This is a genomic window from Chryseobacterium ginsenosidimutans (assembly GCF_039536845.1).
GTDB lineage: Bacteria > Bacteroidota > Bacteroidia > Flavobacteriales > Weeksellaceae > Chryseobacterium > Chryseobacterium ginsenosidimutans_B.
On sequence record NZ_BAAAZJ010000003.1, the window covers coordinates 883,227 to 907,315 of the forward strand.

The 24,089-nt window shown below is 34.0% G+C and carries 22 protein-coding genes and 1 pseudogene; 20 read left to right on the forward strand and 3 right to left on the reverse strand.

Annotated features, from left to right (window positions below; genetic code table 11):
- The first annotated feature begins 38 nt into the window (after positions 1 to 38).
- The 10 genes from ABD745_RS04085 to ABD745_RS04130 all read left to right on the forward strand — a co-directional run bounded on the left by ABD745_RS04085 (position 39) and on the right by ABD745_RS04130 (position 11,002).
- The gene (locus tag ABD745_RS04085; protein ID WP_344825646.1) at positions 39 to 2,138 is read left to right on the forward strand and encodes a M13 family metallopeptidase; all 2,100 of its coding nucleotides are present in this window, start codon (positions 39 to 41) and stop codon (positions 2,136 to 2,138) included.
- A 156-nt stretch (positions 2,139 to 2,294) separates the two neighbouring features.
- The gene (locus tag ABD745_RS04090; protein WP_344825648.1) at positions 2,295 to 2,843 is read left to right on the forward strand and encodes a type VI secretion system contractile sheath small subunit; all 549 of its coding nucleotides are present in this window, start codon (positions 2,295 to 2,297) and stop codon (positions 2,841 to 2,843) included.
- A 21-nt stretch (positions 2,844 to 2,864) separates the two neighbouring features.
- Positions 2,865 to 4,226, forward strand: a complete 1,362-nt coding sequence (locus ABD745_RS04095) for a DUF5458 family protein (protein ID WP_344825650.1) — start codon at positions 2,865 to 2,867, stop codon at positions 4,224 to 4,226.
- 78 nt (positions 4,227 to 4,304) lie between these two features.
- Positions 4,305 to 4,757 carry a hypothetical protein gene (locus ABD745_RS04100; RefSeq protein WP_344825651.1) on the forward strand — a complete coding sequence of 151 codons (453 nt, stop codon included), beginning with the start codon at positions 4,305 to 4,307 and terminating at the stop codon, positions 4,755 to 4,757.
- A 159-nt stretch (positions 4,758 to 4,916) separates the two neighbouring features.
- Positions 4,917 to 5,960: an A/G-specific adenine glycosylase gene (gene mutY / locus ABD745_RS04105; protein WP_344825653.1), complete on the forward strand. Its 1,044-nt coding sequence runs from the start codon at positions 4,917 to 4,919 to the stop codon at positions 5,958 to 5,960.
- Between the two features lie 231 nt (positions 5,961 to 6,191).
- Entirely contained in the window at positions 6,192 to 6,749 is a 558-nt protein-coding gene (gene gldD / locus ABD745_RS04110; RefSeq protein WP_047402440.1) for a gliding motility lipoprotein GldD, read from the forward strand.
- A gap of 28 nt (positions 6,750 to 6,777) precedes the next feature.
- A complete protein-coding gene (locus ABD745_RS04115; protein ID WP_047402544.1) occupies positions 6,778 to 7,701 on the forward strand; it encodes a PfkB family carbohydrate kinase in 924 nt (307 codons plus the stop codon).
- Between the two features lie 87 nt (positions 7,702 to 7,788).
- Complete coding sequence (locus ABD745_RS04120; RefSeq protein WP_344825660.1) at positions 7,789 to 9,159, forward strand: peptidylprolyl isomerase; 1,371 nt, start codon at positions 7,789 to 7,791, stop codon at positions 9,157 to 9,159.
- Between the two features lie 80 nt (positions 9,160 to 9,239).
- On the forward strand, positions 9,240 to 10,232 hold the full coding sequence (locus ABD745_RS04125; RefSeq protein ID WP_344825663.1) for an NAD(P)H-dependent flavin oxidoreductase: 993 nt from the start codon (positions 9,240 to 9,242) through the stop codon (positions 10,230 to 10,232).
- Positions 10,232 to 11,002 carry an alpha/beta fold hydrolase gene (locus ABD745_RS04130; protein ID WP_344825666.1) on the forward strand — a complete coding sequence of 257 codons (771 nt, stop codon included), beginning with the start codon at positions 10,232 to 10,234 and terminating at the stop codon, positions 11,000 to 11,002. The genes ABD745_RS04125 and ABD745_RS04130 overlap by 1 nt, the downstream gene beginning before the upstream one ends.
- A 203-nt stretch (positions 11,003 to 11,205) precedes the next feature.
- Here the strand turns inward: ABD745_RS04130 and ABD745_RS04135 are convergent, their stop codons facing one another.
- Both ABD745_RS04135 and ABD745_RS04140 read right to left on the reverse strand, forming a co-directional pair.
- Positions 11,206 to 11,823, reverse strand: a complete 618-nt coding sequence (locus ABD745_RS04135; protein ID WP_344825669.1) for an HD domain-containing protein — start codon at positions 11,821 to 11,823, stop codon at positions 11,206 to 11,208.
- Between the two features lie 28 nt (positions 11,824 to 11,851).
- Positions 11,852 to 12,151 (reverse strand): rhodanese-like domain-containing protein, encoded by a 300-nt coding sequence (locus ABD745_RS04140; protein ID WP_047402445.1) that lies wholly within the window; start codon positions 12,149 to 12,151, stop codon positions 11,852 to 11,854.
- A 159-nt stretch (positions 12,152 to 12,310) separates the two neighbouring features.
- Between ABD745_RS04140 and queG the strand changes: the two genes are divergently transcribed.
- From queG to ABD745_RS04160, 4 genes are all read left to right on the forward strand, one after another.
- Entirely contained in the window at positions 12,311 to 13,258 is a 948-nt protein-coding gene (queG, locus tag ABD745_RS04145; RefSeq protein WP_344825674.1) for a tRNA epoxyqueuosine(34) reductase QueG, read from the forward strand.
- Positions 13,259 to 13,621: 363 nt separating this feature from the next.
- The gene (locus ABD745_RS04150; RefSeq protein ID WP_344825677.1) at positions 13,622 to 14,299 is read left to right on the forward strand and encodes a TIGR02117 family protein; all 678 of its coding nucleotides are present in this window, start codon (positions 13,622 to 13,624) and stop codon (positions 14,297 to 14,299) included.
- Between the two features lie 145 nt (positions 14,300 to 14,444).
- Positions 14,445 to 15,740 (forward strand): cryptochrome/photolyase family protein, encoded by a 1,296-nt coding sequence (locus ABD745_RS04155; RefSeq protein ID WP_344827197.1) that lies wholly within the window; start codon positions 14,445 to 14,447, stop codon positions 15,738 to 15,740.
- A 159-nt stretch (positions 15,741 to 15,899) separates the two neighbouring features.
- Positions 15,900 to 16,562, forward strand: a complete 663-nt coding sequence (locus tag ABD745_RS04160; protein ID WP_344825680.1) for a succinate dehydrogenase cytochrome b subunit — start codon at positions 15,900 to 15,902, stop codon at positions 16,560 to 16,562.
- Between the two features lie 56 nt (positions 16,563 to 16,618).
- Here ABD745_RS04160 and ABD745_RS04165 read toward each other — a convergent pair whose 3' ends face one another.
- Entirely contained in the window at positions 16,619 to 17,119 is a 501-nt protein-coding gene (locus tag ABD745_RS04165; protein WP_344825683.1) for a hypothetical protein, read from the reverse strand.
- 520 nt (positions 17,120 to 17,639) lie between these two features.
- On the opposite strand from ABD745_RS04165, the gene ABD745_RS04170 reads away from it, so the two are divergent.
- From ABD745_RS04170 to ABD745_RS04195, 6 genes and pseudogenes are all read left to right on the forward strand, one after another.
- The gene (locus ABD745_RS04170) at positions 17,640 to 18,887 is read left to right on the forward strand and encodes a T9SS type A sorting domain-containing protein (protein ID WP_344825686.1); all 1,248 of its coding nucleotides are present in this window, start codon (positions 17,640 to 17,642) and stop codon (positions 18,885 to 18,887) included.
- A gap of 2 nt (positions 18,888 to 18,889) precedes the next feature.
- Positions 18,890 to 20,311, forward strand: coding sequence for a hypothetical protein (locus ABD745_RS04175; RefSeq protein ID WP_344825689.1), 1,422 nt, complete (start codon positions 18,890 to 18,892; stop codon positions 20,309 to 20,311).
- Between the two features lie 452 nt (positions 20,312 to 20,763).
- On the forward strand, positions 20,764 to 21,630 hold the full coding sequence (locus ABD745_RS04180) for a helix-turn-helix domain-containing protein (RefSeq protein ID WP_344825692.1): 867 nt from the start codon (positions 20,764 to 20,766) through the stop codon (positions 21,628 to 21,630).
- A gap of 72 nt (positions 21,631 to 21,702) precedes the next feature.
- Positions 21,703 to 22,755, forward strand: a complete 1,053-nt coding sequence (locus ABD745_RS04185; RefSeq protein ID WP_344825695.1) for a hypothetical protein — start codon at positions 21,703 to 21,705, stop codon at positions 22,753 to 22,755.
- Between the two features lie 42 nt (positions 22,756 to 22,797).
- Positions 22,798 to 23,472 carry a 3-keto-alpha-glucoside-1,2-lyase-like domain-containing protein gene (locus tag ABD745_RS04190; RefSeq protein ID WP_344825698.1) on the forward strand — a complete coding sequence of 225 codons (675 nt, stop codon included), beginning with the start codon at positions 22,798 to 22,800 and terminating at the stop codon, positions 23,470 to 23,472.
- Between the two features lie 250 nt (positions 23,473 to 23,722).
- Positions 23,723 to 24,089: pseudogene (locus ABD745_RS04195) on the forward strand (hypothetical protein); the annotation flags it as partial.

Sequence of the window (24,089 nt, forward strand, 5' to 3'; positions counted from 1 at the left end):
TATTTGGTAAGTTTGTGTAAAATCAAAAACAATCTTTAATGAAAAAGCTAAATATCGGAATACTTGCCTTTTCAGGTATTGTATTTCTAAATTCTTGCGGAACATCAAAAAAAGTTATTAAAAAACCTGAAGAAACGATCAATTTAGTTCGTGCCGAACCCGTGAAAAATATAGAACAAAAGGAAGAAGGTTTGAATCTTACGTATATGGATAAATCTGTTCGTCCGCAGGATGATTTTTTTAGCTACGTAAATGGAAATTGGGTGAAAACCACTCAGATTCCTTCTGATAAAGCGAGTTGGGGATCTTTCAATGCGTTGAGAGAAAATGTAGATGATGCTTCTTTGGATATTTTAAATAAAATTTTATCCGAAAAATATGAAGCAGGTTCTGAAGGTCAGAAAATTCAGAATTTGTATGCATCTTTTATGGATACGAGTAAAAGAAATGCAGACGGTTTAGCTCCGATTAAAGGAGATTTAGCAAAAATTGATGCCATTAAAAATATTAATGATCTTCAGAAATACTTGTTGGAAGCTACAAAATTGGGCGACAATTCTTTCTACGGATGGAGAGTGAGCGCAGATATGAAGAATTCTAAAATGAATGCGGTATATCTTGGCGGTCCGGATCTTGGTTTGGGAAGAGACTATTATCAGAAAGTAAATGAAGCCAATACCAAAACATTAGCGGAATATCAAACTTACGTTGGAAAATTATTCGGAGTTTTAGGATATAAAAATTCTGAGGTTGCTGCAAAAAATGTTGTTGATTTTGAAAAACAGTTAGCAAACTATTTATTGACTCTTGAGCAAAACAGAGATGCAAATTTAAGATATAATCCAAAAAATATATCCGAATTGCCAGCTTTGGTTAAAAATATCGACCTTGCTAAATATTTAACTGATGCCGGAGTAAATACCGATAAAGTTATCGTCGGCGAATTGAAATATTACCAAAATATGGATTCGTTCCTTACCCAAAAGAACCTTCCGTTGTTGAAAGATTATTTGAAATATCATTTAATAAATGGTAATGCAAGCAATTTGGATGAAAATTTAGAGCAGATCAGATTTGATTTCTATTCTAAATATCTTCAAGGTCAGAAAGAACAGCGTCCGATGAACAAAAGAGGTCTTTCTCTTGTAAATAGTGTTTTGGGCGAGGCTTTCGGAAAATTGTATGTTGAGAAATATTTCACTCCTGAAGCAAAAGCTCAGATGGAAACTTATATTGATTATATCTTAAAATCATTTAAGACTCACATTAATGATATGGATTGGATGTCTCCTGAAACAAAAGTAAAAGCTCAGGAAAAACTATCAAAATTCACAGTAAAAATTGCGTATCCAGACAAATGGAAAGACTATACACAATTAAAAGTGGAATCTCCAAATGCGGGTGCAACATTATATTCAAATCTTCAGAACGTTTCGGCTTGGCAATATCAGAGAAGTTTAGACAAAGTTGGGAAACCTGTTGACAGAACAGAATGGGGAATGACTCCGCAAACGGTAAATGCTTACTACAACGGATCAAATAATGAAATCGTCTTCCCGGCTGCAATCCTTCAGCCACCTTTCTACAATCCGAAAGCTGATGCTGCGGTTAATTTCGGCGGAATTGGTGCAGTTATCGGTCACGAAATTTCTCACGGATTTGATGACAGTGGTTCAAGATTCGACGGAGATGGTAACTTAAATAATTGGTGGACAGATGCAGACCGTAAAAATTTCGACGCAAAAGTTGGTCAGTTAGCAGCTCAGTACAGCGGTTACGAACCCGTAAAAGGAAGTTTCGTAAATGGTAAATTCACGAGTGGTGAAAATATAGGAGATTTAGGTGGAGTAGCGGTTGCTTACGATGCACTTCAAATGTATCTTAAAGATCACGGAAATCCGGGATTAATCAGTGGTTTCAATCAGGATCAGAGGTTTTTTATGAGTTGGGCAACAGTTTGGAGAACAAAATCTACAGACCAATATATGACCAATCAGGTGAAAACAGATCCACATTCTCCTGGAGTTTTCAGAGCGTTCGGTCCGTTGGTGAATCAGGATTCTTTCATCAAAGCATTTGATATCAAACCTGGAGACAAAATGTATAAAGCACCTCAGGACAGAATAAAAATTTGGTAAGACAAGCCAAAAATTGTTAGAAAAGAAAAACGCATCAGAAATGATGCGTTTTTTTATTTATTTTTCCTAGTTTAGTGACATCGTAAAATATTGATTTTTGATTAATATTTAACGTTTTAATTAAATATTTCAAGAAAATTCTTAACAAAATTTTGTATGTTACAGTTTTTTTTTAAATTTAAACATTGGATTGGTCAGTTATTTGATGCTGATAAATACGATCCACACCAAAATATAAAATCTCAAAATAACAATAATATGGCAATGTTTAATTATGGCGTTGGCGGAAACGAAGTAAAAGTAGACGCTAATGAAGCTATCCAGGAAATTCAGGAGAATAAGTCACTGATTGTTAGCCAGCTTACGACAGACGAATCTTACGTTCCTGAAATTATAACAGGATTAAAGACTGTGGACGACGTCTTCAAACATTTCCAACCTTCTGTGGCGGTACAACACGAAACGGAGGACGGTAATGTAGTAGAAGAGGAGTTCCGTTTTCAAAATCTTGCGGACTTCACCCCGAAAAGTCTTACTCAGAAATCAGATTATTTACAACAGCTTAGTATGGAGCAGGAACAATACAACAAAATTGTCCGCCAGCTGAAAACGAATAAAATTCTGCGTAATATGTTGGAAAACGATCAGACAAGAGCTGCGTTTGTCGAAGTATTGAAAGAAGTGGCACAAGAACTTGAAAAATAATCTAAAGACTTTACATTAATCATGGATAGTAAATTACAGGCAGCTGAAAACCAACAACAAGGGCAGCAACAACATGCAGGACAACCGAAGGGTAATCCGCTTGCCGAACTCAATAAAATAGGTGGTTTTGGTTTTGTAGAATCCGTTGTAGACGGCATCGCAAACATGAACCCGACGAGAAAAGCCAGAAAGGAAATCTTCCTTACTGACGGAAATAAATCAGACGAAAGAAAAGAACTTCTTCAAAAGATCAATCTTTGGATGAATCTTTTGGAAGGAAATGAATCCGCTGATAAAATGGCTGATACCTGCAAAACAAAAGCACAGGCAGCTGATCAGAATTTAAAATCAAATTTAAAAAATACACTTGACGCAGTTCGTCAGTTGGAAACAAACTACAGAACTGTTGCTCAATTCTATAAAAATACCGAGCTTGACAAAGTCGACAACGTAAGCATCGTGAATGCAAGTCTTGATCAGGTTTCAGATTTGGATAATCCAATTTTCATTGATGCAATTGCAGATGAGTTTAAAAATTATTACGATCGTTTAGATCTTAGAGATAACTACTCAATTTTGGCAATTCCCGGATATTTAGGATCAAATAAAGTCATTGAAAAATGGGCAAAAATCTGTAACGAGAACAAAGTAATGATGGTTACGGATTTCGCAAATCTTGACAAACCGGACGACGTTGTAGACTTATTCCACTCTGCAAACCTTACAGGTGGCGAATTGCACAGAAGTAATGTAATTATGACGTGTAACTGGCTGGTAGGTCGTGGAAAAGCCGAAGAAGTAGGAGAAGAGGAAAACGTAGAACTTCCGCCTTCAACTTCATTGGCAGGAAAAATCCATAAAACATTGATGTCTCAGGTTGCCGCTGGTAAAAAACATGGTAACATTAACGAGGTTGATGCCGTAAAATTCGAATTGAAGAAAAGTGAAATTTCTCAGTTGGAAAAAATGGGATTGGTTCCGATGGTTAATGAATACGGAAAAATCATGGCTTTCTCTGCAAAAACGCTGTTTACAGGAGACAATATCGGACTTCAGACTTACTCTGTAGTACGTGTATTTGACTATGTAACGAAAGTTTTGCTTGATTTCCTAAACAGAAGAGCCTTCGAAAACTGGAATGCAAGAAACGAAGATGATTTAAGAAGACAGATTGTGACTTTCCTGGATGGTATCAAAGGTGCGGATAAACTAATCGAAAAGTTCAAAATTGTTCGTTTCGAGCAGGATAAAGTGAACAAAGACAGAGTTTGGCTGGATATTCGTTTGACGCCTTATTTCCCTACAAAAAGTTTCGTTATTAAATTAGACGGACATAAAGGAGATGATGGTAACGAATGGGATGCTGAATATATTCAGGATTAATTTAATACAAATTAAAATACTAAAACCGATGCAATTTTTCATCGGTTTTTTTCTACCAAATCATTAAAAATTATGAATATGAAAGGCAGGTTACTACACTTTTTGCCAATAATTCTCGTGATTTTCAGTTGTGAAGAAAAAAAGCTTCAGCAAGATCATCCGATTGACCTTTTTGCAGAGGAAAGAAAGGAAGGAAAAGCTTACATCATGAAACCTCAGGAATGTTTCGACGGAAGCGATATGGTTGTTTCTTCTTCGAATATTAAACTGATTGATAAATCTTCAGGACGAGGAAAATCGATTTTTATTTACAGAGTTAATGAAGGAAAAGTTTTAAAAACGACAAGAGATTCTGTTGTGGTTTTTCCGTTTAATTTTCTGTCTAATCAACAACTAATGTTTAAAAGAAATTCTGAATCTTACATTTACCTTAAAAAACTGGAAGGCTATCGTTTCATTGCTAAAGAAATGGATCTGAAATATCAATGGTTGAAAGCCGCACCGGTTTATTCTGTAAAAGCTGATAAATAAAATTTTATCTTTGCAAATATTAAAAGATGCTTCGACAAGCTCAGTATGACACTGTTTATTCTTTGTGTTTAATTTATTTTATACTTAAAAAATAGTACAACTGGTATTAGCGATGTCATGCTGAGCCTGTCGAAGCATCTAAAATGAAGAAGAAAACCTTTGGAAAAAATAGAAAACTCAGACTTCAAACATATTGGCAGCAAACTTCTTAGTTGGTACAAAATAAACGCCAGAGATTTGCCTTTCAGACAAACAAAAGATCCTTACAAAATCTGGATTTGCGAGATTGTTTTTCAGCAGACGAGAATTAATCAGGGTTTAGGTCATTATAATAATTTTATTAAAAGATTTCCGGACGTAAAAACCTTGGCAGAATCCCCGGAAGATGAGGTTTTGCTGTATTGGAAAGGGCTGGGATATTATTCAAGAGCGATTAATATTCATAAAGCGGCTCAACAGATCATGACCGATTATCATGGAGTTTTCCCGCATGATTACGAAGAAATTTTAAAATTAAAAGGAGTCGGAAAATATACAGCGGCTGCGGTTTCCAGCATTTGTTTTGATGGAAAAATTCCTGCCGTTGACGGAAATTTTTACCGGGTTTTAAGCCGGGTTTTTGCAGATGATTTTGATATTTCAAATTCACGTGCTTTCAATTATTTTTCTGAACTGGCTCATTTGGTTTTGCCCGAAAATGTCGGAGATTTTAATCAGGCAATGATGGATTTGGGTTCGGAAATTTGTAAACCTAAAAATCCACTTTGTCATGAATGTCCTTTAAATAAAGATTGTCTGGCTTTTTCATTGAATAAAGTTTCTGAATTTCCTGTCAAAACAAAAAAAGTAAAGGCACAGGATTTAGATTTAAAATATTATTTTGTTCACAGAAACGGAGAATTTTTAATTCAACAGAGAAAAGATGATTTCATCTGGAAAAAACTATTTGAATTTCCGCCTGAAATTTCTGAAGAATTGATGCCTTTCATTAAAAGTATAAGAACAGTTAATCATAAATTGACTCATAAGAATTTAAGCATAGAAATTTTTAACGTAGAAATAGATTCTGAAACGATTTGGAAAGATTTTATTGCTGGAAATGATTTCATAATAACAGATTTTGAAGGTTCTCACGAAAGATCATTCCCAAAACCTTTGGAAAATTATATTCAAAATTATCATACAGCATATAGAATTTTATAATTATAAAAGATAGAAGAAATATCTATCACATTTATTATTCCGGAGCAATCTAAGCAATGATTTTAGAATAATAATTCGAATAATGGAGTCTGGATTCCTACGGAATCACAAATGTTATGTTTCCAGATAAAAGTTTAAATAAAATTTAAGTTTGGCAAATTCAAATATAAACTCATTGAAATCCTGAAATTTGTCTTCCAATATCTGAAATCTAATTTGTACTTTTGCAAAATGTTTAAAAACGCCATTTTTATTTTTGTAGCCCTACTTTTGGTGTCTTGCAGTAAAGAAACGACTCCCAAGCCTTACGGAGAGCTTCGTTTGGAATATCCGACTCCGAAATATCAGAAATTTGAAAATAACTGTAATTATACATTTGAATACTCTGATTTTGCGAAAATTACAGATGCCAAAAAGCCATGTTGGTATTATTTAAACTATCCGAAAATGAAAGCGAAAATTTTTGTAACATATTATCCGATACAGAATGATTTTGCATCTCACATTCAGGAGGCTGAAAAAATGGTTTACGAGCACACGATTAAGGCAAGTGCGATCGACACAAAATCTTTCGAATACCCTGAAAAAAAGGTTTATGGAAATTTTTATGAACTGAAAGGACAAAGCGCTTCCAATCTTCAATTTTATATTACAGACAGCACGAAGCACTTCGTAACTGCCTATTTATACTTTAACACAAGACCGAAACCGGATTCTTTGGCTCCCGCGGTGGATTATATCAAAAAAGATATGAAACATCTGCTGGACACATTTGAATGGAAAAAATAATTTACTTTTAAAATACTTTGAAAAAAATATGAAACTTTTAGTTGTAGGAAGTGTTGCGTTCGACGCAATCGAAACGCCATTTGGAAAAACTGATAAAATCTTAGGAGGTGCAGCGACTTATATCGGGATCACTTCATCTATTTTGGGCGTTAAGTCCGGAATTGTTTCTGTAGTAGGGGGAGATTTTCCGCAAGAACATCTTGATATGTTCACAAACAGGGACATCAATATTGAAGGAATAGAAATCGTGAAAGAAGGAAAAACTTTCTTCTGGTCAGGAAAATACCACAACGATCTTAATACAAGAGATACATTGGCTACTGAAGTTAATGTTTTGGAAAATTTTGATCCCAAAATCCCAGATTCTATGCAGGATGCCGAGATTTTATTATTAGGAAATCTTCATCCGGGCGTACAACTTTCAGTTCTTGAAAAAATGAATACACGTCCTAAATTGGTTATCCTTGATACCATGAATTTCTGGATGGATTCTGCCTTGGATATTTTAATGGATATGATTGCTAAGACTGACGTAATCACGATCAATGACGAAGAAGCAAGACAACTTTCAGGAGAATATTCTTTGGTAAAAGCAGCTAAGAAAATTCATACAATGGGACCTGAATATGTAATTATCAAAAAAGGAGAGCACGGAGCTTTACTTTTCCATGATAATAAAATATTTGCAATTCCTGCATTACCATTGGAAGATGTTTTCGATCCGACTGGAGCGGGAGACACTTTTGCAGGTGGTTTTGCAGCTTATTTGGCTAAAAAGGGAAAATTCGATTTCGAGACAATGAAGTCTGCATTAATCGTAGGTTCGGCAATGGCCTCTTTCACAGTTGAAAAATTCGGAACGGAAAGAATTCAGGAAGTAAATGAATCTGATATGTTCGGAAGACTGAGACAATTCAAAGAATTGACGACTTTCGACGTGGAACTACAATAAATACGTCTTTTTAAGAAATATTTATAATAAAAAATTTAGTGTAATTCATTAAGAATTCTAAATTTGCAACTTGTTTAAAATAGTAAAATGATAAATAAACTTAAGATCACTTTTCTTTTTGGAATTTTCATCATGTTGTTCGCAACGAACACGATGAATGCTCAGCTAAAACAGGGAGATTTAGTGGATGGTATTGCTGCTGTAATCGGTGATGAAATTGTTTTGGAGTCTGACGTGAATGAGCAGATGAATTATGCAAAACAGCAGGGAGCTTCTAACATAGATAAGTGTGAGTTTTTGGAAAACCTTCTGAATAACAAACTTCTTGTTTACGAAGCAAAAAAAGATACTTTAATTGAAAACCGTTCTGCACAGATTAAAGAAGGTGCAAATGCAAAATATCAGCAGCTACTTTCTCAGTTTCCTGACGAAAAATCGATGTTGACAGCTTATAAGTTCAGAAATGGATATGAAATGAAAAATGCAATCGAGAAAATCGATGCAGATCAATATTACGGACAGGCAAAATATCAGAGAGTTACCGAAAAAGCAGATGTTACACCAAATGAGGTGACAGATTTTTATAATTTGTACAAAGCACAGTTGCCTGAGATTAAAGATGAGGTTTCACTGTCTCAGATCATGATGTATCCTAAATTAACGGAAGCTCATAAAGATGATTTGGTCAACAGACTTAAAAAAATCAAAAAAGATATTGAAGGAGGAGAAACTTTTGAAAGCCAGGCAAGAATTTATTCTGAAGATCCGGGTTCGGCTTCGACTGGAGGTTTGATGAAGAATATTTCTAAAGGACAAATGGTAAAACCTTTCGAGGCAGCTGCTTTAAACCTTCAGGAAGGAGAAATTTCAGATCCTGTCGAATCAGAATTTGGGTATCATATTATTCAATTGGTGAAAAAATCAGGAAAGGTTTATGACGCAAGACATATTCTTTTGATGGCAACACCAACAGATGCTGAGATTAAAACTGCAAAAGTAAAATTAGACAGTATCAGAGGTTTGATCAACGATGGTAAAATAACTTTCAAGGATGCAACTTTCAAATTTTCTGACGATAAGAGAACAAAATTCAATGCAGGTGTAATTCCCGGATCGGACGGTTCTAATAAAATTGAAAGAGAAACTGTTCCCGGAACAATCAGCTACGAATTGGCAGGTCTGAATAAGGGAGATATCACAACAGCTTTTGATGATGAGGATGAAAGAAAGAGAAAAGTAGTAAAAATAGTAAAAGTTGAAGATATAATTCCTGCACACCAGATTACTTTGGAAACGGATTACGACAGAATCAAGCAAATGGCGCTGAACAAAAAACGAAATGAATTGGTTGAAAAGTTTGTGAATTCAAAACTTCCGATAACATTTATTTCCATTGACGGTCGTTATGACAGTTGTAACTTCAAAGGAAGTTGGAAAAAAGATTCAATCAAAAAATAATATCTGAACCTTCAGAATTTCTGAAGGTTTTTTTTATGCCTGAACTCCCTTGGAATCTTTGTTTTTAGTATTTTTACAGCATGAGCAATTTTATAGATTTTAATTCGGCTAAAAAACTTCACGAAATGCACCAAAGTCAAAATAGAATTACACAACTATTTAATATTCAATATCCAATAATTCAGGCGGGAATGATCTGGCATTCCGGATGGAAGTTGGCTTCAGCGGTTTCAAACTGTGGCGGATTGGGTTTAATTGGTTCTGCGAGTATGTATCCCGATATTTTGCGCGAAAACATCCGGAAATGTAAAAAAGCTACCGATAAACCTTTTGGTGTAAATGTCGCCTTGCTTTACCCAAATTTAGAAGAAATTATCAATATTATTTTGGAAGAAGGAGTGAAAATCGTTTTTACATCTGCTGGAAGTCCTAAAGCCTATACAGAAACCCTTCAAAAGGAAGGAATAAAAGTAGCTCACGTAGTTTCTTCAACAAAATTTGCAATGAAATGTGAAGATGCAGGAGTAGATGCGATTGTTGCAGAAGGTTTTGAAGCCGGTGGTCATAATGGTAGAGATGAAACCACCACTTTTTGTCTGATTCCGAATGTAAGAAAACATATTTCAAAACCATTAATTGCAGCTGGTGGAATTGCCTTAGGATCACAAATAAAAGCAGTAATGATTCTTGGAGCAGACGGAGTTCAGATCGGTTCTCGTTTTGCCGCAACTGTTGAAGCGAGTGCACACGACAACTGGAAACATAAAATTACTGAGCTTCAGGAAGGTGATACTCATTTGACATTGAAGGAATTAGCACCTGTAAGAATGGTTAAGAATAAATTCTTTAATGAGCTTGAAGAAATCTACAATACCGGAAGAAATAAAGAGTCTTTAATTGCATCTTTAGGACGTGCAAGAGCAAAAAAAGGAATGTTCGAAGGTGATATGGAAGATGGCGAACTGGAAATCGGACAGGTTTCAGCCTTAATTGATGATATTTTGCCTGTGGAAACGGTTTTTCAGAACTTGTTGAAAGAATTTGCAGCGGCGAATAATCCAAGTTTAGATTAATGGAAGGTGGGATTATCGATGTAAATGGTAAAAAACTTTATATAGAATATAATAATTCGTTTAAAAATAAACCGACAATTGTCTTTTTACATGATTCTTTAGGGTGTACTCAGCTTTGGAGAGATTTTCCTGCAAAATTAGCTGAAGCAACTGGATGCAATATTTTAGTGTACGATCGTTTAGGTTATGGAAAATCTTTTCCGATGCCTGCTTACGAAAGAGACAGTAATTATATGGAATATGAAGCTGATCTTCTAAACGATTTGCTGAATGAATTAAACATAAAAAAAACAATTCTTTTCGGTCACAGTGACGGAGGAACAATTGCTCTGATTGCAGCCTCAAAATACCCCGAAAAGATAAAAGCGATCATTTGTGAAGCCGGACATATTTTCGTAGAGGATGTGACTGTAAAAGGTGTTAAAGACGCAATGAAGGCTTACCAAACAACCGATCTTCCTAAACGTTTGCAAAAATACCACGGAGATAAAGTGGAAATGATCGTGAAAGCATGGACAGAAATCTGGCTCAGCGACCGTTTCAGAAGCTGGAATATCGAATATTTATTAAAGAATATCAGAAGTCCGTTACTGTTTATCCAAGGTGAAGCTGATGATTACGGAACTTTAGATCAGGTTGAAAAAACGGTTTCCCAAGTAAGTGGAAGTGCAGAAAGATTCATCATTCCAAATGTTGGGCATACGCCGCACAAGGAAATCCCGGAAATAGTTTTAAACAAAGCATCTGAATTTATAAAAAATAAACTGTAATGTGTAAATAGACCAGTTTTCTATATACACTCAAAATTCCCCTCCTCGGAAGGGGTGGAGAAAATTCAAAGTATTTTTGACGGGGTGATTAAATAAAACACGCCCTAAAAAGAACCATGCAAAAATCAAAATATCAATAGAAGCGGACTTTAGTCCGCTTTAAATTTTCAAGCCAAATTGGCTTAGCCAAAACATAGAATAATCTACAAACCACCAATTTCAAATTGAATATTCTCTCTCGCCTGAACTTCATATTTTTCCTGAAAATCCTCAGTTTTAAAGATGTTTTCAAGGGCTAAAAAATGTTTCAGAACATTCTTTCTTCCTGGTTTATATAGTAAATCCGGATAAATGGAATACTCTTTTCTAATCTTTTTAGTATAATCAATATAAGTTTCTAAATCTTTTCCAAGAATTGAAAGATCTGCATCCAAAAGATAATTGGTATCACGATCAATAGATTTTTGATGAGCTTTTGTAACGATAATCTGCTCTGAAATTTTTCCAATACAATCGGGATCCAAATTTAATTTTTGCAATCTTAATTTTGCAAATTCGCTACTTTCTTCTTCATTAATCCTTGAAGACGCATCATAAATCACATCGTGATAAAAAACAGAAAAAGAAATATTTGAGAAATTTGAGATTCTATCTTTTACAGAATCAAGTTCAGAAAACATGTTTTCCAGATGTTCCAGATTGTGGTAATATCTCTCTCTTTCAGTATATTTTTTTTGAATTTCAGACCATAAGCTTTCAATAAGATTTTGATCTTGTGTAAACGGTAAACAAATCTTTAAAAATCTTTCTTTTAATTCCATGATGGCGATTTAAATAAAAAAAAGGAACTTAAAAAGTTCCTTGATTTGCTTCCAGATTTGCTTTTAATTCGGCCCAGCCTCCGCCGTTGTAGCCGTCTTTTAAGCCTTGTGAATTAAGATATTCTAATGCTTTTCCGCTTCTGTTTCCACTTCTGCAGAATAAGATTACTGGTTTTTCGATAGACAGAATCTCATCTTGTCTGTCTTCTACTTCACCAAGAGGAATATTTTTAGCACCTTCTATATTGCCGTCCATTTCAAGCTCCATTGGCTCACGAACATCAATTAGTTCATAATTTCCTGATTTTATAACTTCTGATAAAGACATAACTATGTTGTTTTTTAATATTAAAAAGTTAAACGAAAATACGCAAAATTTTAATGATAATTTATGCCTTCAACAAGGTTTTTTAAAGTGATTAAATAGGTAATATATGCTGCATTTACAGATATCTTTAAAATAATCTTAATTTTGTAATGTTAAATCATGAATTCAAGTGCCGAAAAATATTCACAATTAATAAAATCCAAAGCAAAAAGTTTTGGATTCCAAAACTGTGGAATTTCTAAAGCAGATTTTTTGGAAGAAGAAGCAAAACCTTTGGAAGCATGGTTGAAGAATAACTTCCATGGAGAAATGAAATACATGGAAAATCATTTTGATAAAAGACTCGATCCGCGATTATTGGTTGAAGGTTCAAAATCAGTGATTTCCCTTTCTTATAATTATTTTCCTGAAGAAAAAATTTCAACGTTAGAGAATTTCAAAATTTCAAAATATGCGTACGCGGAAGATTATCATGAAGTGATAAAAGAAATTCTGCGTGAAATGGTTGCCGAATTACAGGAAGAAATCGGAGAGTTCGGATTTCGTGTTTTTGTAGATTCTGCACCGGTTTTGGAAAGAAGCTGGGCAAGAAAATCAGGTATTGGCTGGGTTGGGAAAAATGCGAATTTGATTACAAAACAAAATGGTTCATTTTATTTTTTAGCAGAAATCATCTGTGATTTGGAATTAATTGCTGATCATGAAACAACCGATCATTGCGGAACCTGCCGAAAATGTATTGATGCTTGTCCTACAAGTGCCATTGTATCAGAAAAATTAATCGACGGAAGCAAATGTATTTCCTATGCAACCATTGAATTAAAAAACGAAATTCCGGATTATTTTAAAGATAAAATGGACGACTGGATGTTTGGCTGTGACGTTTGTCAGGACGTTTGTCCGTGGAATAGGTTTTCAGCACCGAATCTTCAAAGTAAATTCAGACCGAATGAAGCCTTAAAAAACTTCAAAAAAGGAGAGTGGAAAGAACTTACTCAAGAATTATTTTCAGAAATTTTTAGAAAATCTCCTGTAAAGCGAACAAAATTTGCCGGGTTGAAACGAAATATTGAATTTTTAGAACAGTCTTCAGAGAAAGAAATTTGAAATTTTTGGTGATAAATCCTCATCTGGAATTTTCGATGTTCCAAAGTAAAGTGGATAAACGACCATTCTTTAAATTTTTAATTTTTAAAGAGGTGAAGATTTATTGAAGTAAAATTGTTAAAAAGCCCTTTCTAAAAGAAAAATTGACTTTCAGGAGAGAAAACTCACCAAAAAATCAACGTTTTTTTTGTACTCTTTTTGGAGCTATTTTTACTCTTACTTTAAATCTTTTGTTTGATTTAGTGTTTTTGTTCATATTTATGAATATTTCGTATTTAAATTTAGCGAAATTTCCGATTAAAACAAATACTTTTACGAAAAATTGTAAATTAAATTTTATTAACTATAATTAAAAACATATCTGTGAAAAAAATGTTGTTTCTCATTCTGAAAACTCTAGGAATCATTGTAGGAATCGTTGTTTTATACGTTGCGATGGGATATTTATTACCTTTTATTGAAGTTTCTGCCAAAGATGACGGACAGAAAAAGGAAATCCCGATTTATATTTATACCAACGGAGTTCATACCGATATTGTAATGCCTGTAAAAAATGATCTGCAGGACTGGAGCATCAAAATTCCTTTTAATAATACAAAATCTAAAAAGACAGATTACAATTATGTAGGGATCGGTTGGGGCGACAAGGGGTTTTATCTGGATACACCAACTTGGGCAGATCTGAAATTTTCAACGGCTTTTAAAGCGGCTTTCTGGTTGAGCGAATCTGCCATGCACTGTTCCTATTACAGAGAAATGAAGGAAGGAGACGACTGCAAAATGATTATGATAAGCAAAAATCAATACAAAAAATTAGTTGAATTTGTAGATCAAAAATTTGATAAAGGCGAAAACGGAAATTATGTTTTTATTCCTACCAATGCGGTTTACAGCGATAATGACGCTTTTTACGATGCAAAAGGAAAATACAGTTTCCTCGATACCTGCAACACTTGGGCGAACGATGCTTTAAAAGCTGCCGGACAAAAAGCAGCACTTTGGACACCTTCTGACTACGGGATTTTTCTGCATTATAAATAGTTTAGATTAAATTTTAGTCTGATTTTTGCATGTAACAAATCCATTCTAAATCAATGTAAAAAATAAAATTAGAACATATTTTTAATTACAGATACCAAATTCTGGAAGAACGTTTCAATAAATAATTTTCATTAATATGTCTAAAATTAAGAATAAAATAAATGTTTTCTGGTTTCGCAGAGATTTAAGATTGGAAGATAATTTAGGATTAGAAAATATCTTAAAAGGAGATTTGAAAGTCTTGCCGATTTTTATTTTTGATACAGATATTTTAAATAAACTGGAGAATAAAGCCGACAGACGGGTTGATTATTTTCATCAGGCTTTAAACGAAATTCATGAAGAATTAAAAGAACACAAAAGCGGACTCACTGTTTTTTATGGAAATCCTTTAAGCGTGTTTGAAAAATTAATCAAAGATTTTGATGTCGAAGCTGTTTTTTGTAATAAAGATTATGAACCTCAGGCGATAAAACGGGACAAAGAAGTTGAAAATTTTTTGAAAAATAATCAAATTGATTTTAAAAGCTATAAAGATCAGGTGATTTTTGAAGAAGACGAAGTTGTTAAAAAAGATGGAATGCCTTACACTGTTTTCACACCTTATTCAAAAAAATGGAAAGAAGTTTTGAATTCAAATAAAATAAACAGTTTCACAACAAATTTTTCTCAGTTTTTGCAATATTCTGCTCCGAAATTTCCAAGTTTAAAAGATATTGGTTTTGAGAAAACGGATATTGAATTTACAAAACCGACATTAGAAGAATCGATAATCAACGATTACGACCAATACAGAGATTTTCCGGCTTTGGATCATACAACTCATTTGGGAATTGCTTTGCGGTTCGGAACAATTTCTATCAGAAAATGCATTCGGTTTGCTATGAAACATAATGAAACATGGCTGAATGAATTAATTTGGAGGGAATTTTTCATGCAGATTCTGTATCATTTTCCAAAAGTTGTTCATCATTCTTTTAAAGAAAAATATGAAAATATTCAATGGCGAAATAATGAAAAAGATTTCAAATTCTGGTGTGAAGGAAAAACCGGTTATCCGATTGTTGATGCAGGAATGCGACAGCTAAACGAAACGGGTTTTATGCACAACAGAGTCCGAATGATCGTTGCAAGTTTTCTTACCAAGCATTTGCTGATCGATTGGCGGTGGGGTGAAGCTTACTTTGCAGAAAAATTATTGGATTATGAGCTTTCTTCAAATAACGGAAACTGGCAATGGGCTGCAGGTTGCGGTTGTGATGCAGCACCTTATTTCAGGGTTTTTAATCCTTCTGAGCAGACCAAAAAATTTGATAAAGACCAAAAATATATCAAAAAATGGCTGACAGAAAAAGAGATTAACATTGAACCAATTGTAGATCATGTTTTTGCCAGAAAAAGGGCTTTAGAAGTATATGGTAAAGCTGTTAGTGATAAATAAAGTTGAAAAATAAATGAAATAATGATTAAAACCATTCTTTTTGAGTGGTTTTATTTTCAGTGATTTAGCATGAATTTTATTTATTTTTATTTTGATGTTTTGTCCAAAAATAAAAGATTGATTGTCATTATAAAAAAGTATTGACTAATAATCAAAATTATGGCAAGGCAATTCTTGAATTCATCTATTATCAGGAAAGTAGTGATGGGGCTTTCTGGTTTTTTTCTTATCAGTTTTCTTACATTGCATGTTTCACTGAATTTTACGTCGGTGATTAGTAAGGATCTTTTTAATCAAATCTCTCATTTTATGGGCTATAATCCTTTGGTTCAGTATATCGGACAGCCGATATTGATCGTCGGACTTGTTTTTCATTTTGTGACGGGATTTATTCTTGAAATTCAGAATAGAAGAGCGAGACCTATTAGTTATGCTTATAATGCGAGCTCAGCGAACAGCTCTTGGAGTTCAAGGAATATGATTATTTCCGGAGCGGTAATTCTTGCTTATTTTTGTCTGCATTGGTATGATTTCTGGTTTCAGGAACTTAATTACAAATTTATAGAAGTGAACGTTCCCAATGAGACTAGATATTATGAAGAATTAGTTCATAAATTTCAAAATCCCATCCGCGTATTTTTGTATTGTTGTGCGTTTGTATTGTTAGGCTTTCACCTGTGGCACGGCTTTTACTCATCAATGCAGTCGGTGGGATTTAATAATAAATATGGAAGAGCCTTTACGAAATTTGGAAAGTATTTTGCGATTGTAGTTCCGTGCTGTTTTATTTTTATTGCTTTGTTTCATCATTTTATTGGATGAGAGAAAAAGTGTTTTATTTTGTAATTATTTTAAAAATCAGTGTTTTATATTTTTTATTACTTATTAATACCAATTTTCTTTAAAGCAATACTATTTAAATATATTTCATCAAAATGCGTAAGTGATTCAACATCCTTGAATGTTTGAGACATAAAATCATTTTTTGTAAAAGATAACTCGATCGATTCGTCATACGACGCTACAATTCTCACTACAGAATAGCCATTATAAGCAATTTTGAATCCTGTAAAAAGACATTTTTTTTCTGCTTTTTGGTATAATTTGTATTCTTCAAAATAATCACTGTCATTATTGTTATTTATTTTCTTACTGTTTTGGTTCAGAGATTTCCAGTCAGAGTAATTTTTTGGTTCTTTCAAAATATTTCCTGCTGCATCTACCGGAATAAACATTCCCAACGTTAGATGTTTTTTTAAAAGATTGGCGTAATTGTTCATCAAATTTAAAGTTTGAAGATCAGCATATCCTTCGTTGGAGTAGTACTCAATAACGAAATCTGTCATCGGAATCAATTTGTGAGAAGTATTGATTGGCATATCTGGTTTTTTCTTGACGTAAATTATATATGAAATTTAAAAGCAACGAAGATAATAAATTGTTAAAAAGGGTAAAACTATTTTAACTTCTTTGTGTATCTGCAGTAAAAAAATAATTGATTGTATTAAGCATTTCCCTAATCTGTTACTAAGTCCAATATCTGTCTGAATTTTAAAAATAGCGAAAAACGATTTTTAATCCAACTAAATTAAGTTGATTATAAATTATTTCTCTATTTATAGAAAAAATATAATTTTGTAAATATCACATTATTAGATATTTGTTTCTTGATTTATTAAATAGAAAAAAAATAATTGTTAAAATTCACACATTATTGAAAAATATATTTTGTTGTATATAATTTTTCTCTATATTAGCGTTGCTAAAAAAACAAATATTAATTAATTTAACGATCATTAAAATGTAGATTTGTCATATTTTATAAGTATGATGATGCTAAATGATGTGTTTTATTAAGAATGTAATAACCGAAAATCATTTTATAATAAATAAATTACCATGAAAAAAATCTTACTTACTCTAGGAGTTTTAGTATTAAGTTTTAATTATGCACATGCACAAGTTCCTTACCAGCATACAGCTACAGCATTGAGCGGTCAAGCTGAAAGAGTTGCTTCATTCGGAGTTTCTGATAATGTTAATGACAGGCTGGAAATCACCAATGCTACAAATTATGACGGACAGTTTGTTCCACAACTTTGGGCTAGGAGAGCTTCAGACAATAGAACAACTTTCGGTATACAGGCTTCAATCCCTTCAAGTTTGGATAGCGGAAGCAACCCATTGATGGCGTTTTCTGCTGAAGCCAGAAACAATGTCAACTTGAATGCACCGAGCGGTTCTGATTATCCTTGGGGTAATGGATCAGACGGACAGGCAATCGCTATTACAAACAGACCGTTATTTGTATGGAATAATGCCTATACAAGAATTATGACAATGGCAGGTAATAACAATATAGGTATTGGAACAGCTACTCCGACTGCTAAACTGCATACTTTAGGAAACCTGAGATTTGAGGGATTATCAACATCTACAGCAGGGATTAATGTGTTAACTACTGATACTTCTGGAAATGTATTTTTAAAACCTGTTTCATCTTTCGGTGGCGGTGGCGGAACCTCGATTTTATGTACAAATCCGAATTCTTTATTGAAAAGTAATGGCTCATCGGCAACTTGTAGTCAAATTTACGATGATGGTACATTCGTAGGTATCAATACAAATGCTCCAACGGCAAATCTGCATAATATAGGAACTGTCCGTTTTCAAAAATTACCTCAGGCTGAGGAGTTTGAATATTTTGTAGTTGGAGATAAGGAAGAATATCTTCAGTATGTTCAAAAAGAGAGAATGCTAGAGATAATTAAAAAAGCAGTCTACAGTAAGGTATCAAGTGAATATGCACAGACATTAGAAGAGCTTTCATCGGAAATCAAATCTTTAAGAGAAGAAGTTGCCAGCTTAAAATCTCAAAAGACCTTAGACATCGCGGTTACAAATAATCAAATTACAATATCACCAAATCCAACGGATGGCCAGATAAGAGTAAATTTTAAAAATGTTCCAAATGAAAGACTTTTGCTTTCCGTGTATGATATGGCAGGTACAAAAGTTAAAGATGTAACGATAGACGGGAATAGAAGTGAGGAAAATCTTAACTTGAATTTTTTGACGTCAGGAACTTATTTATGTAAAATTGTAGGAAAAAATACTAACTTTACGGGGAAAATTGTTAAAAAATAATAATGGACATTTCCCCATTTCAATACATTATCAGTAATAAAAAAATTGATTTCCCTATTAATCATGGGGAAATCTTTTTTCATAATAATCTTAATATTGTTATCCATTCATCAAATCATGAAAATCTTATATTAAGTAATACTATCATTTTCTTTGGCGAATGTTTTGACTACGAAAATCCTTCTTTTACAAATAAAGAAATTATTGATAAGTTGGAAGGCTTAAGTTTAGAAGAAAAAATTGAAAGGATTAATAAACTGACAGGATTTTTCATTTTAATATTTTTCGAAAACACCAATACATACATTTTTAATGACGCATCAGGTCAGTTGGAAGCATATATTTCTCATGTTGACGATAAGTTTTATGTAACTGCACAGCCCAATTTTATAAATGATCTTTCCGGAAACACTGTTTATCACGACGATGTACCTCAGTATATTATTGATAAAAAGATAACTATGTTCCAAAAAACTCCTTTTAAGTTTATTGATAAGCTGATTTCTAATTTTTATTATGATGTCAATAATAAAAAGTATATCCGATTTTATCCGGTAAGCCCTTTACCTTTAATAAATAATCATACTGTGGCAGAAAAAGCTCTGAATATTCTTGAAAATTCGCTTAAAAGTATGGCTTTGAGGAAAAAAATAAACATTGCAGTTACTGCCGGTTGGGACTCAAGGATTTTATTTGCCGCTTCTGTGAAAAATGCTGAAAATGTTGATTATTATGTTCTAAATCATAATACTGAAGACGGAAGACAGGATGTAAAAATAGCAAAACAGATTACAGATCATTTTTCAAAAGAATTGAAAGTTATAGATTACGATTTATCATTAGTAAACGATATTGATAAAAGTAAAATCACAGTTTGGAAAGATGATGAAAAAGGGCGTAAAATGTCCGGTTTAATGAATATTCACTTTCCCGATCAGTATTTGATTAATGGGAACATCAGTGAAGTAGCGCGTAATTTCTACGATCCTTTGCCGAAAAATATTTCCGTGAGTGACATATGTTATATTTTAGGAATTAAAGATGGATCTTATGAGAAAAAAGCCGTCAATGAATGGTTGAAAACAACCAATAATCACATCCATTTATTAGATTCTATTTATTGGGAACATAAAATGCCGAATTGGGCAGGAAACTCTAAATCGATTTCAAATATGTACAATATTGTGATTTCGCCCTTTAATAATCGATATTTGCTAAACTTACTCCTTTCTACCAAAAGAAAGGATCGTGATAAATATTTTCATAAAATATATGAAAATATACTAAAAATAGTTGATGAAAACCTGGCAAAAATACCTTTGAATCCAACAAAAAAGCATGCGCAAATTTCGAGGATGAAGAAACTGCATGTCTATCCGGTTTACAGGTATTTCTTTTTTAAGCTGAGAAAACTGAAATTTTAAGTAATTAGCTCTTTGTTTGAATTATCACAAATCTGTGCCTTTTGAACTTATCTAAATTTTCTATATATTTTAGTATAGATTGTAAAGTATTTAGATCTAATGTTAAGTGGAGTTGCTAACTTTGTTAGGACAGGATTCTTATACTCTTTAACTTTAATGTTATGAAAAAAGTTAGAAAAAATTACAGTTTAGAAATCGAAGATTCGACGGAGTCAATTTAAGATTTAAGCAGTTTCATTAAGTGAACAAAGAGGTAATGTTTCTTCAGTAGCCGAGGAGCTTGGAATCTGTAAAGAGAGTTTGTTGAAGTTAGTTTATTTTGTATTTAATATTAAAACTCATAATTTAGATAAGGATTCTACTGGTACAGTTAAGCATATAATCACCTATCTTTGAGCTAAACAAAAGTTTGTATTTTTAACACAAGCGTTCTATTGTAAAAATTTTCAAAGATGGTAACAGCCGCTCAAATTAAAACGTATCATTTTCTGCCACATAAATACGGGGCGGAATTATTGTTGGATCTTGGACGTATTGAAACATTGAAGAATTATGTACTGGACCGCACTGTACATCAGCTCAGTTTTTACGAAATTGTTTTCATCGAAGAGGGATCGGGAACACTTTCACTGAATGGAACGATAATGTCTATAACTCCCGAAACCATCATTTTTATCAGTCCCGGGCAGGTTCGCCGCTGGGAAATTGAAGAAAAGATAAAAGGCTATACGCTGTTCTTTGAAAAAGATTTTCTTCACCTCTTCTTTTCAGATGAGCTGTTTCTGTATCGGTTTCAATACTTTCATCAGTATTCTCATCCCGCTGACATGAAGATCGATCAAGCGTCATTTGGAAAATACCTTGAGCTTTTACGGGAAATAGAACGGGAGTTCAGACAAATTCAGAATGACAGCAATCATTTGATCCGGTCAGTACTTTATCAGTTACTTATCATTCTCAACCGCTATTATGCTGGGATATATAAAGTTCAGAGGGACACTTACATCCATGCAGACTTCTACAGATTCCGCTCTTTGCTGGAAAAGAAATTTTTAGAAGATCAAACCGTTGAAGACTATACTAAAATGCTTAATGTAAGTTCTGGGTTCCTTAATAAAATCTGTAGGCAATTCAGCGGATTATCAGCACAGCAAATGATTCATCACAAACTCATTTCAGAAATAAAGAAAGCGTTGCACCAAAATAAATCAGCAAAAGAGATCTGCTATGAATTTGGATTTTCAGATCCTTCCAACTTTAACCGTTTTTTCAAAAAATTTACTCATACCACACCTTTGCAATACCGAAAGAATATATGAATTGACAATTTTGATTATAAAATGACCATTTTGTAAGATACGAATGTTCCTAAATTTGCCCAAAAAAGGGAAATGATAAAATCTGTAACATTTAGTCTTCTATTTTTTCTAATGAACCTGTTTTGTGTAAAGGCAGAACAATTATATGTTAATCCCCTGACCGGCAATGATATAAATTCGGGAACAAATACACAACCTCTGAAGTCGCTTTCAGAAGCCGCCAGACGCGTTAATCTAAATAAAGATCAGGGAGAAACAACAATCATCCTTTCAGAAGGTACTCACCTGATCACCGAAACAGTCATTTTTAACAATGATAAATATGCTTTTACCAACCGTCTAACGATCCGTGCTGAAGTGATGCCCGATGATGCAGACTGGACACCGAAAAAAATGCCGGTCGTTATGACCGTTGTACCTCCTGAGTCTGGCGTGGGGGGAGAAGAAGCGAGAGGCATCCAACCCGAGGTAAGCCACGTTACCATTGCAGGTCTGCGGTTTACAGGTAGCCCTGATTATACGTATCTCGATGCCAATAATTTGCGCCGTTCATACCCCGTCTGGCGCGACGGAAAAAAACTGAACGATCTGCTTGTAACACAATGTCTGTTTGCCGGGAATGCAGATGTACTGCCTTTACATGTAGGAGTGATCGCCAATGGCTATGGTTTAGTTATTGACCATTGTGTTTTCTTCAACTGTAAAATTCCTGTTGTCTTCTGGAAAAATGAAGGAAAGAACGGTATTCGCAGTGCTATGCAATATTCGTTGGTCTATGGCGGCTATTTTGCAGGGGTTTGGACTACCAAAGGGACCAACGGTGATGACTTCGACTTTCATCATAACATTATCGCCAACACCAGCACAGTGTGGATCAGGGAAAAAGGAAGTACACGCCGGTATAAGGCTTCTGACTGTATTTTTGTGAATTATAATAAACTGGCAGGATACGGAAGTGGGCCGTTGAGCGACAGTATTCCCACTCCTACCGATTTTCTGGAAATGAAAAACGTACAGACTACCGGAAACGTGATCATTGAAAAAGATCAGAGTAAACGCAATTACCTACAATTGGCAGAAGGTTCATTGGGTTCGAATCTAAATGCCGGACTTTTTAAAAGATAAGTTGTAATCATAACAGTCATAAACTCATTAATAGTAACAAGTATGAAAAAATTAAGAACAATCTTATTTCTTTTCCTATTAGTCTCAGAAAGTACATACAGCCAAAAAATAATTTTGGACAAAAGCAATCTTGTACCTCATAAAGTTTCTATGCAAATGGTTAACCTGAAAGGTAAAAAAGTTGTTAGGGTCGTAAAAGACAGTGCGGTGAAAGAAGCGGACGAACCTACATTTGTTAAAATAAAGAATACAAAATTCAAAAATGGCAGTATCGAAGTAGAAGTTCTAAGCCGGCTGCTCTCTACGGCTGCTCCCACCGACCGTGGGTTTATTGGATTGGCATTCAGGATTGACGACATGAATTCCAAATTTGAATCCATATATATACGCCCGGCGAATGGTAGAGCCGAAGATCAGGTGAGGCGCAATCATTCGGTTCAATACTTTTCTTACCCAAATTTTAAATACGAACGCCTTAGAAGAGAGGATCCAGAGAAATATGAGTCGTATGCTGATATGGGCCTGGATGAATGGACCACCATAAAAATTGAAGTGAAAGGCAGCCAGGCTAAGCTTTTTTTAAATAAGAACAAATACCCTTGCCTTATCGTGAATGACCTTAAACAAGGCTCGGATGCGACGGGTGGCGTAGGCTTATTTGTCGATATAGGAACGGATGGCTATTTTCGAAATCTGAAAATTAACCCTTCAAAATGATGCAAAAGCATAAATACTTTATACAAATATTTATGCCGCTACGCAATACAAAACCCCTGAAGGTACACTGTTGTAAAATACCTCATTTGCAGATGATATCTTTACACTGAAAATTGAAGCGATCAGTAAATCTGACATCAAGGGAACCTTTTCCGGAACCTTCAGAAACATGGCGAGAGAGAGGCAATCAGTATAGCCAGGGGAACTATCAGTCTTCTTATCAGACAGTCATTAACCATAAGTTAATATCATGAAGTTTAAAAAAAATATTCTTGCATTTATCTTTGCAATATCATTAACAAGTGTAGCATCTGGCCAGTACAAGGAGCCTGAAAAAAAGGATAAGGTAGAGGTTTTCCGTCCGGAAGTGGCATTTGACTCCCTACAGGCTAAAAAAATGCTGGCAAAAGGTACAGCGACGATAAAGGGGATCGCCTTTACTAAACCTAAAAATAATATGGGCTTTAAATCTGGTCAGCGTATTTATGCTAACAAGATCAAGGTAATTCTTTTTCCCGTAACCCCTTATTTTGAGGCTTGGTATCAACTTAGAAAAGACAAGGAAAGCCTTAGAAAGAGGCGATATGTGTATCTCTCGGACCAAGCCTACAGATACA

Bases quoted from the DNA above. Each gene is read 5' to 3' on its own strand.
- ABD745_RS04085 (WP_344825646.1), top strand. From the start codon at position 39: ATGAAAAAGCTAAATATCGGAATACTTGCCTTTTCAGGTATTGTATTT.
- ABD745_RS04090 (WP_344825648.1), top strand. From the start codon at position 2,295: ATGTTACAGTTTTTTTTTAAATTTAAACATTGGATTGGTCAGTTATTT.
- ABD745_RS04095 (WP_344825650.1), top strand. From the start codon at position 2,865: ATGGATAGTAAATTACAGGCAGCTGAAAACCAACAACAAGGGCAGCAA.
- ABD745_RS04100 (WP_344825651.1), top strand. From the start codon at position 4,305: ATGAAAGGCAGGTTACTACACTTTTTGCCAATAATTCTCGTGATTTTC.
- gldD (WP_047402440.1), top strand. From the start codon at position 6,192: ATGTTTAAAAACGCCATTTTTATTTTTGTAGCCCTACTTTTGGTGTCT.
- ABD745_RS04115 (WP_047402544.1), top strand. From the start codon at position 6,778: ATGAAACTTTTAGTTGTAGGAAGTGTTGCGTTCGACGCAATCGAAACG.
- ABD745_RS04120 (WP_344825660.1), top strand. From the start codon at position 7,789: ATGATAAATAAACTTAAGATCACTTTTCTTTTTGGAATTTTCATCATG.
- ABD745_RS04125 (WP_344825663.1), top strand. From the start codon at position 9,240: ATGAGCAATTTTATAGATTTTAATTCGGCTAAAAAACTTCACGAAATG.
- ABD745_RS04130 (WP_344825666.1), top strand. From the start codon at position 10,232: ATGGAAGGTGGGATTATCGATGTAAATGGTAAAAAACTTTATATAGAA.
- ABD745_RS04135 (WP_344825669.1), bottom strand. From the start codon at position 11,823: ATGGAATTAAAAGAAAGATTTTTAAAGATTTGTTTACCGTTTACACAA.
- ABD745_RS04140 (WP_047402445.1), bottom strand. From the start codon at position 12,151: ATGTCTTTATCAGAAGTTATAAAATCAGGAAATTATGAACTAATTGAT.
- queG (WP_344825674.1), top strand. From the start codon at position 12,311: ATGAATTCAAGTGCCGAAAAATATTCACAATTAATAAAATCCAAAGCA.
- ABD745_RS04160 (WP_344825680.1), top strand. From the start codon at position 15,900: ATGGCAAGGCAATTCTTGAATTCATCTATTATCAGGAAAGTAGTGATG.
- ABD745_RS04165 (WP_344825683.1), bottom strand. From the start codon at position 17,119: ATGCCAATCAATACTTCTCACAAATTGATTCCGATGACAGATTTCGTT.
- ABD745_RS04170 (WP_344825686.1), top strand. From the start codon at position 17,640: ATGAAAAAAATCTTACTTACTCTAGGAGTTTTAGTATTAAGTTTTAAT.
- ABD745_RS04175 (WP_344825689.1), top strand. From the start codon at position 18,890: ATGGACATTTCCCCATTTCAATACATTATCAGTAATAAAAAAATTGAT.
- ABD745_RS04180 (WP_344825692.1), top strand. From the start codon at position 20,764: ATGGTAACAGCCGCTCAAATTAAAACGTATCATTTTCTGCCACATAAA.
- ABD745_RS04185 (WP_344825695.1), top strand. From the start codon at position 21,703: ATGATAAAATCTGTAACATTTAGTCTTCTATTTTTTCTAATGAACCTG.
- ABD745_RS04190 (WP_344825698.1), top strand. From the start codon at position 22,798: ATGAAAAAATTAAGAACAATCTTATTTCTTTTCCTATTAGTCTCAGAA.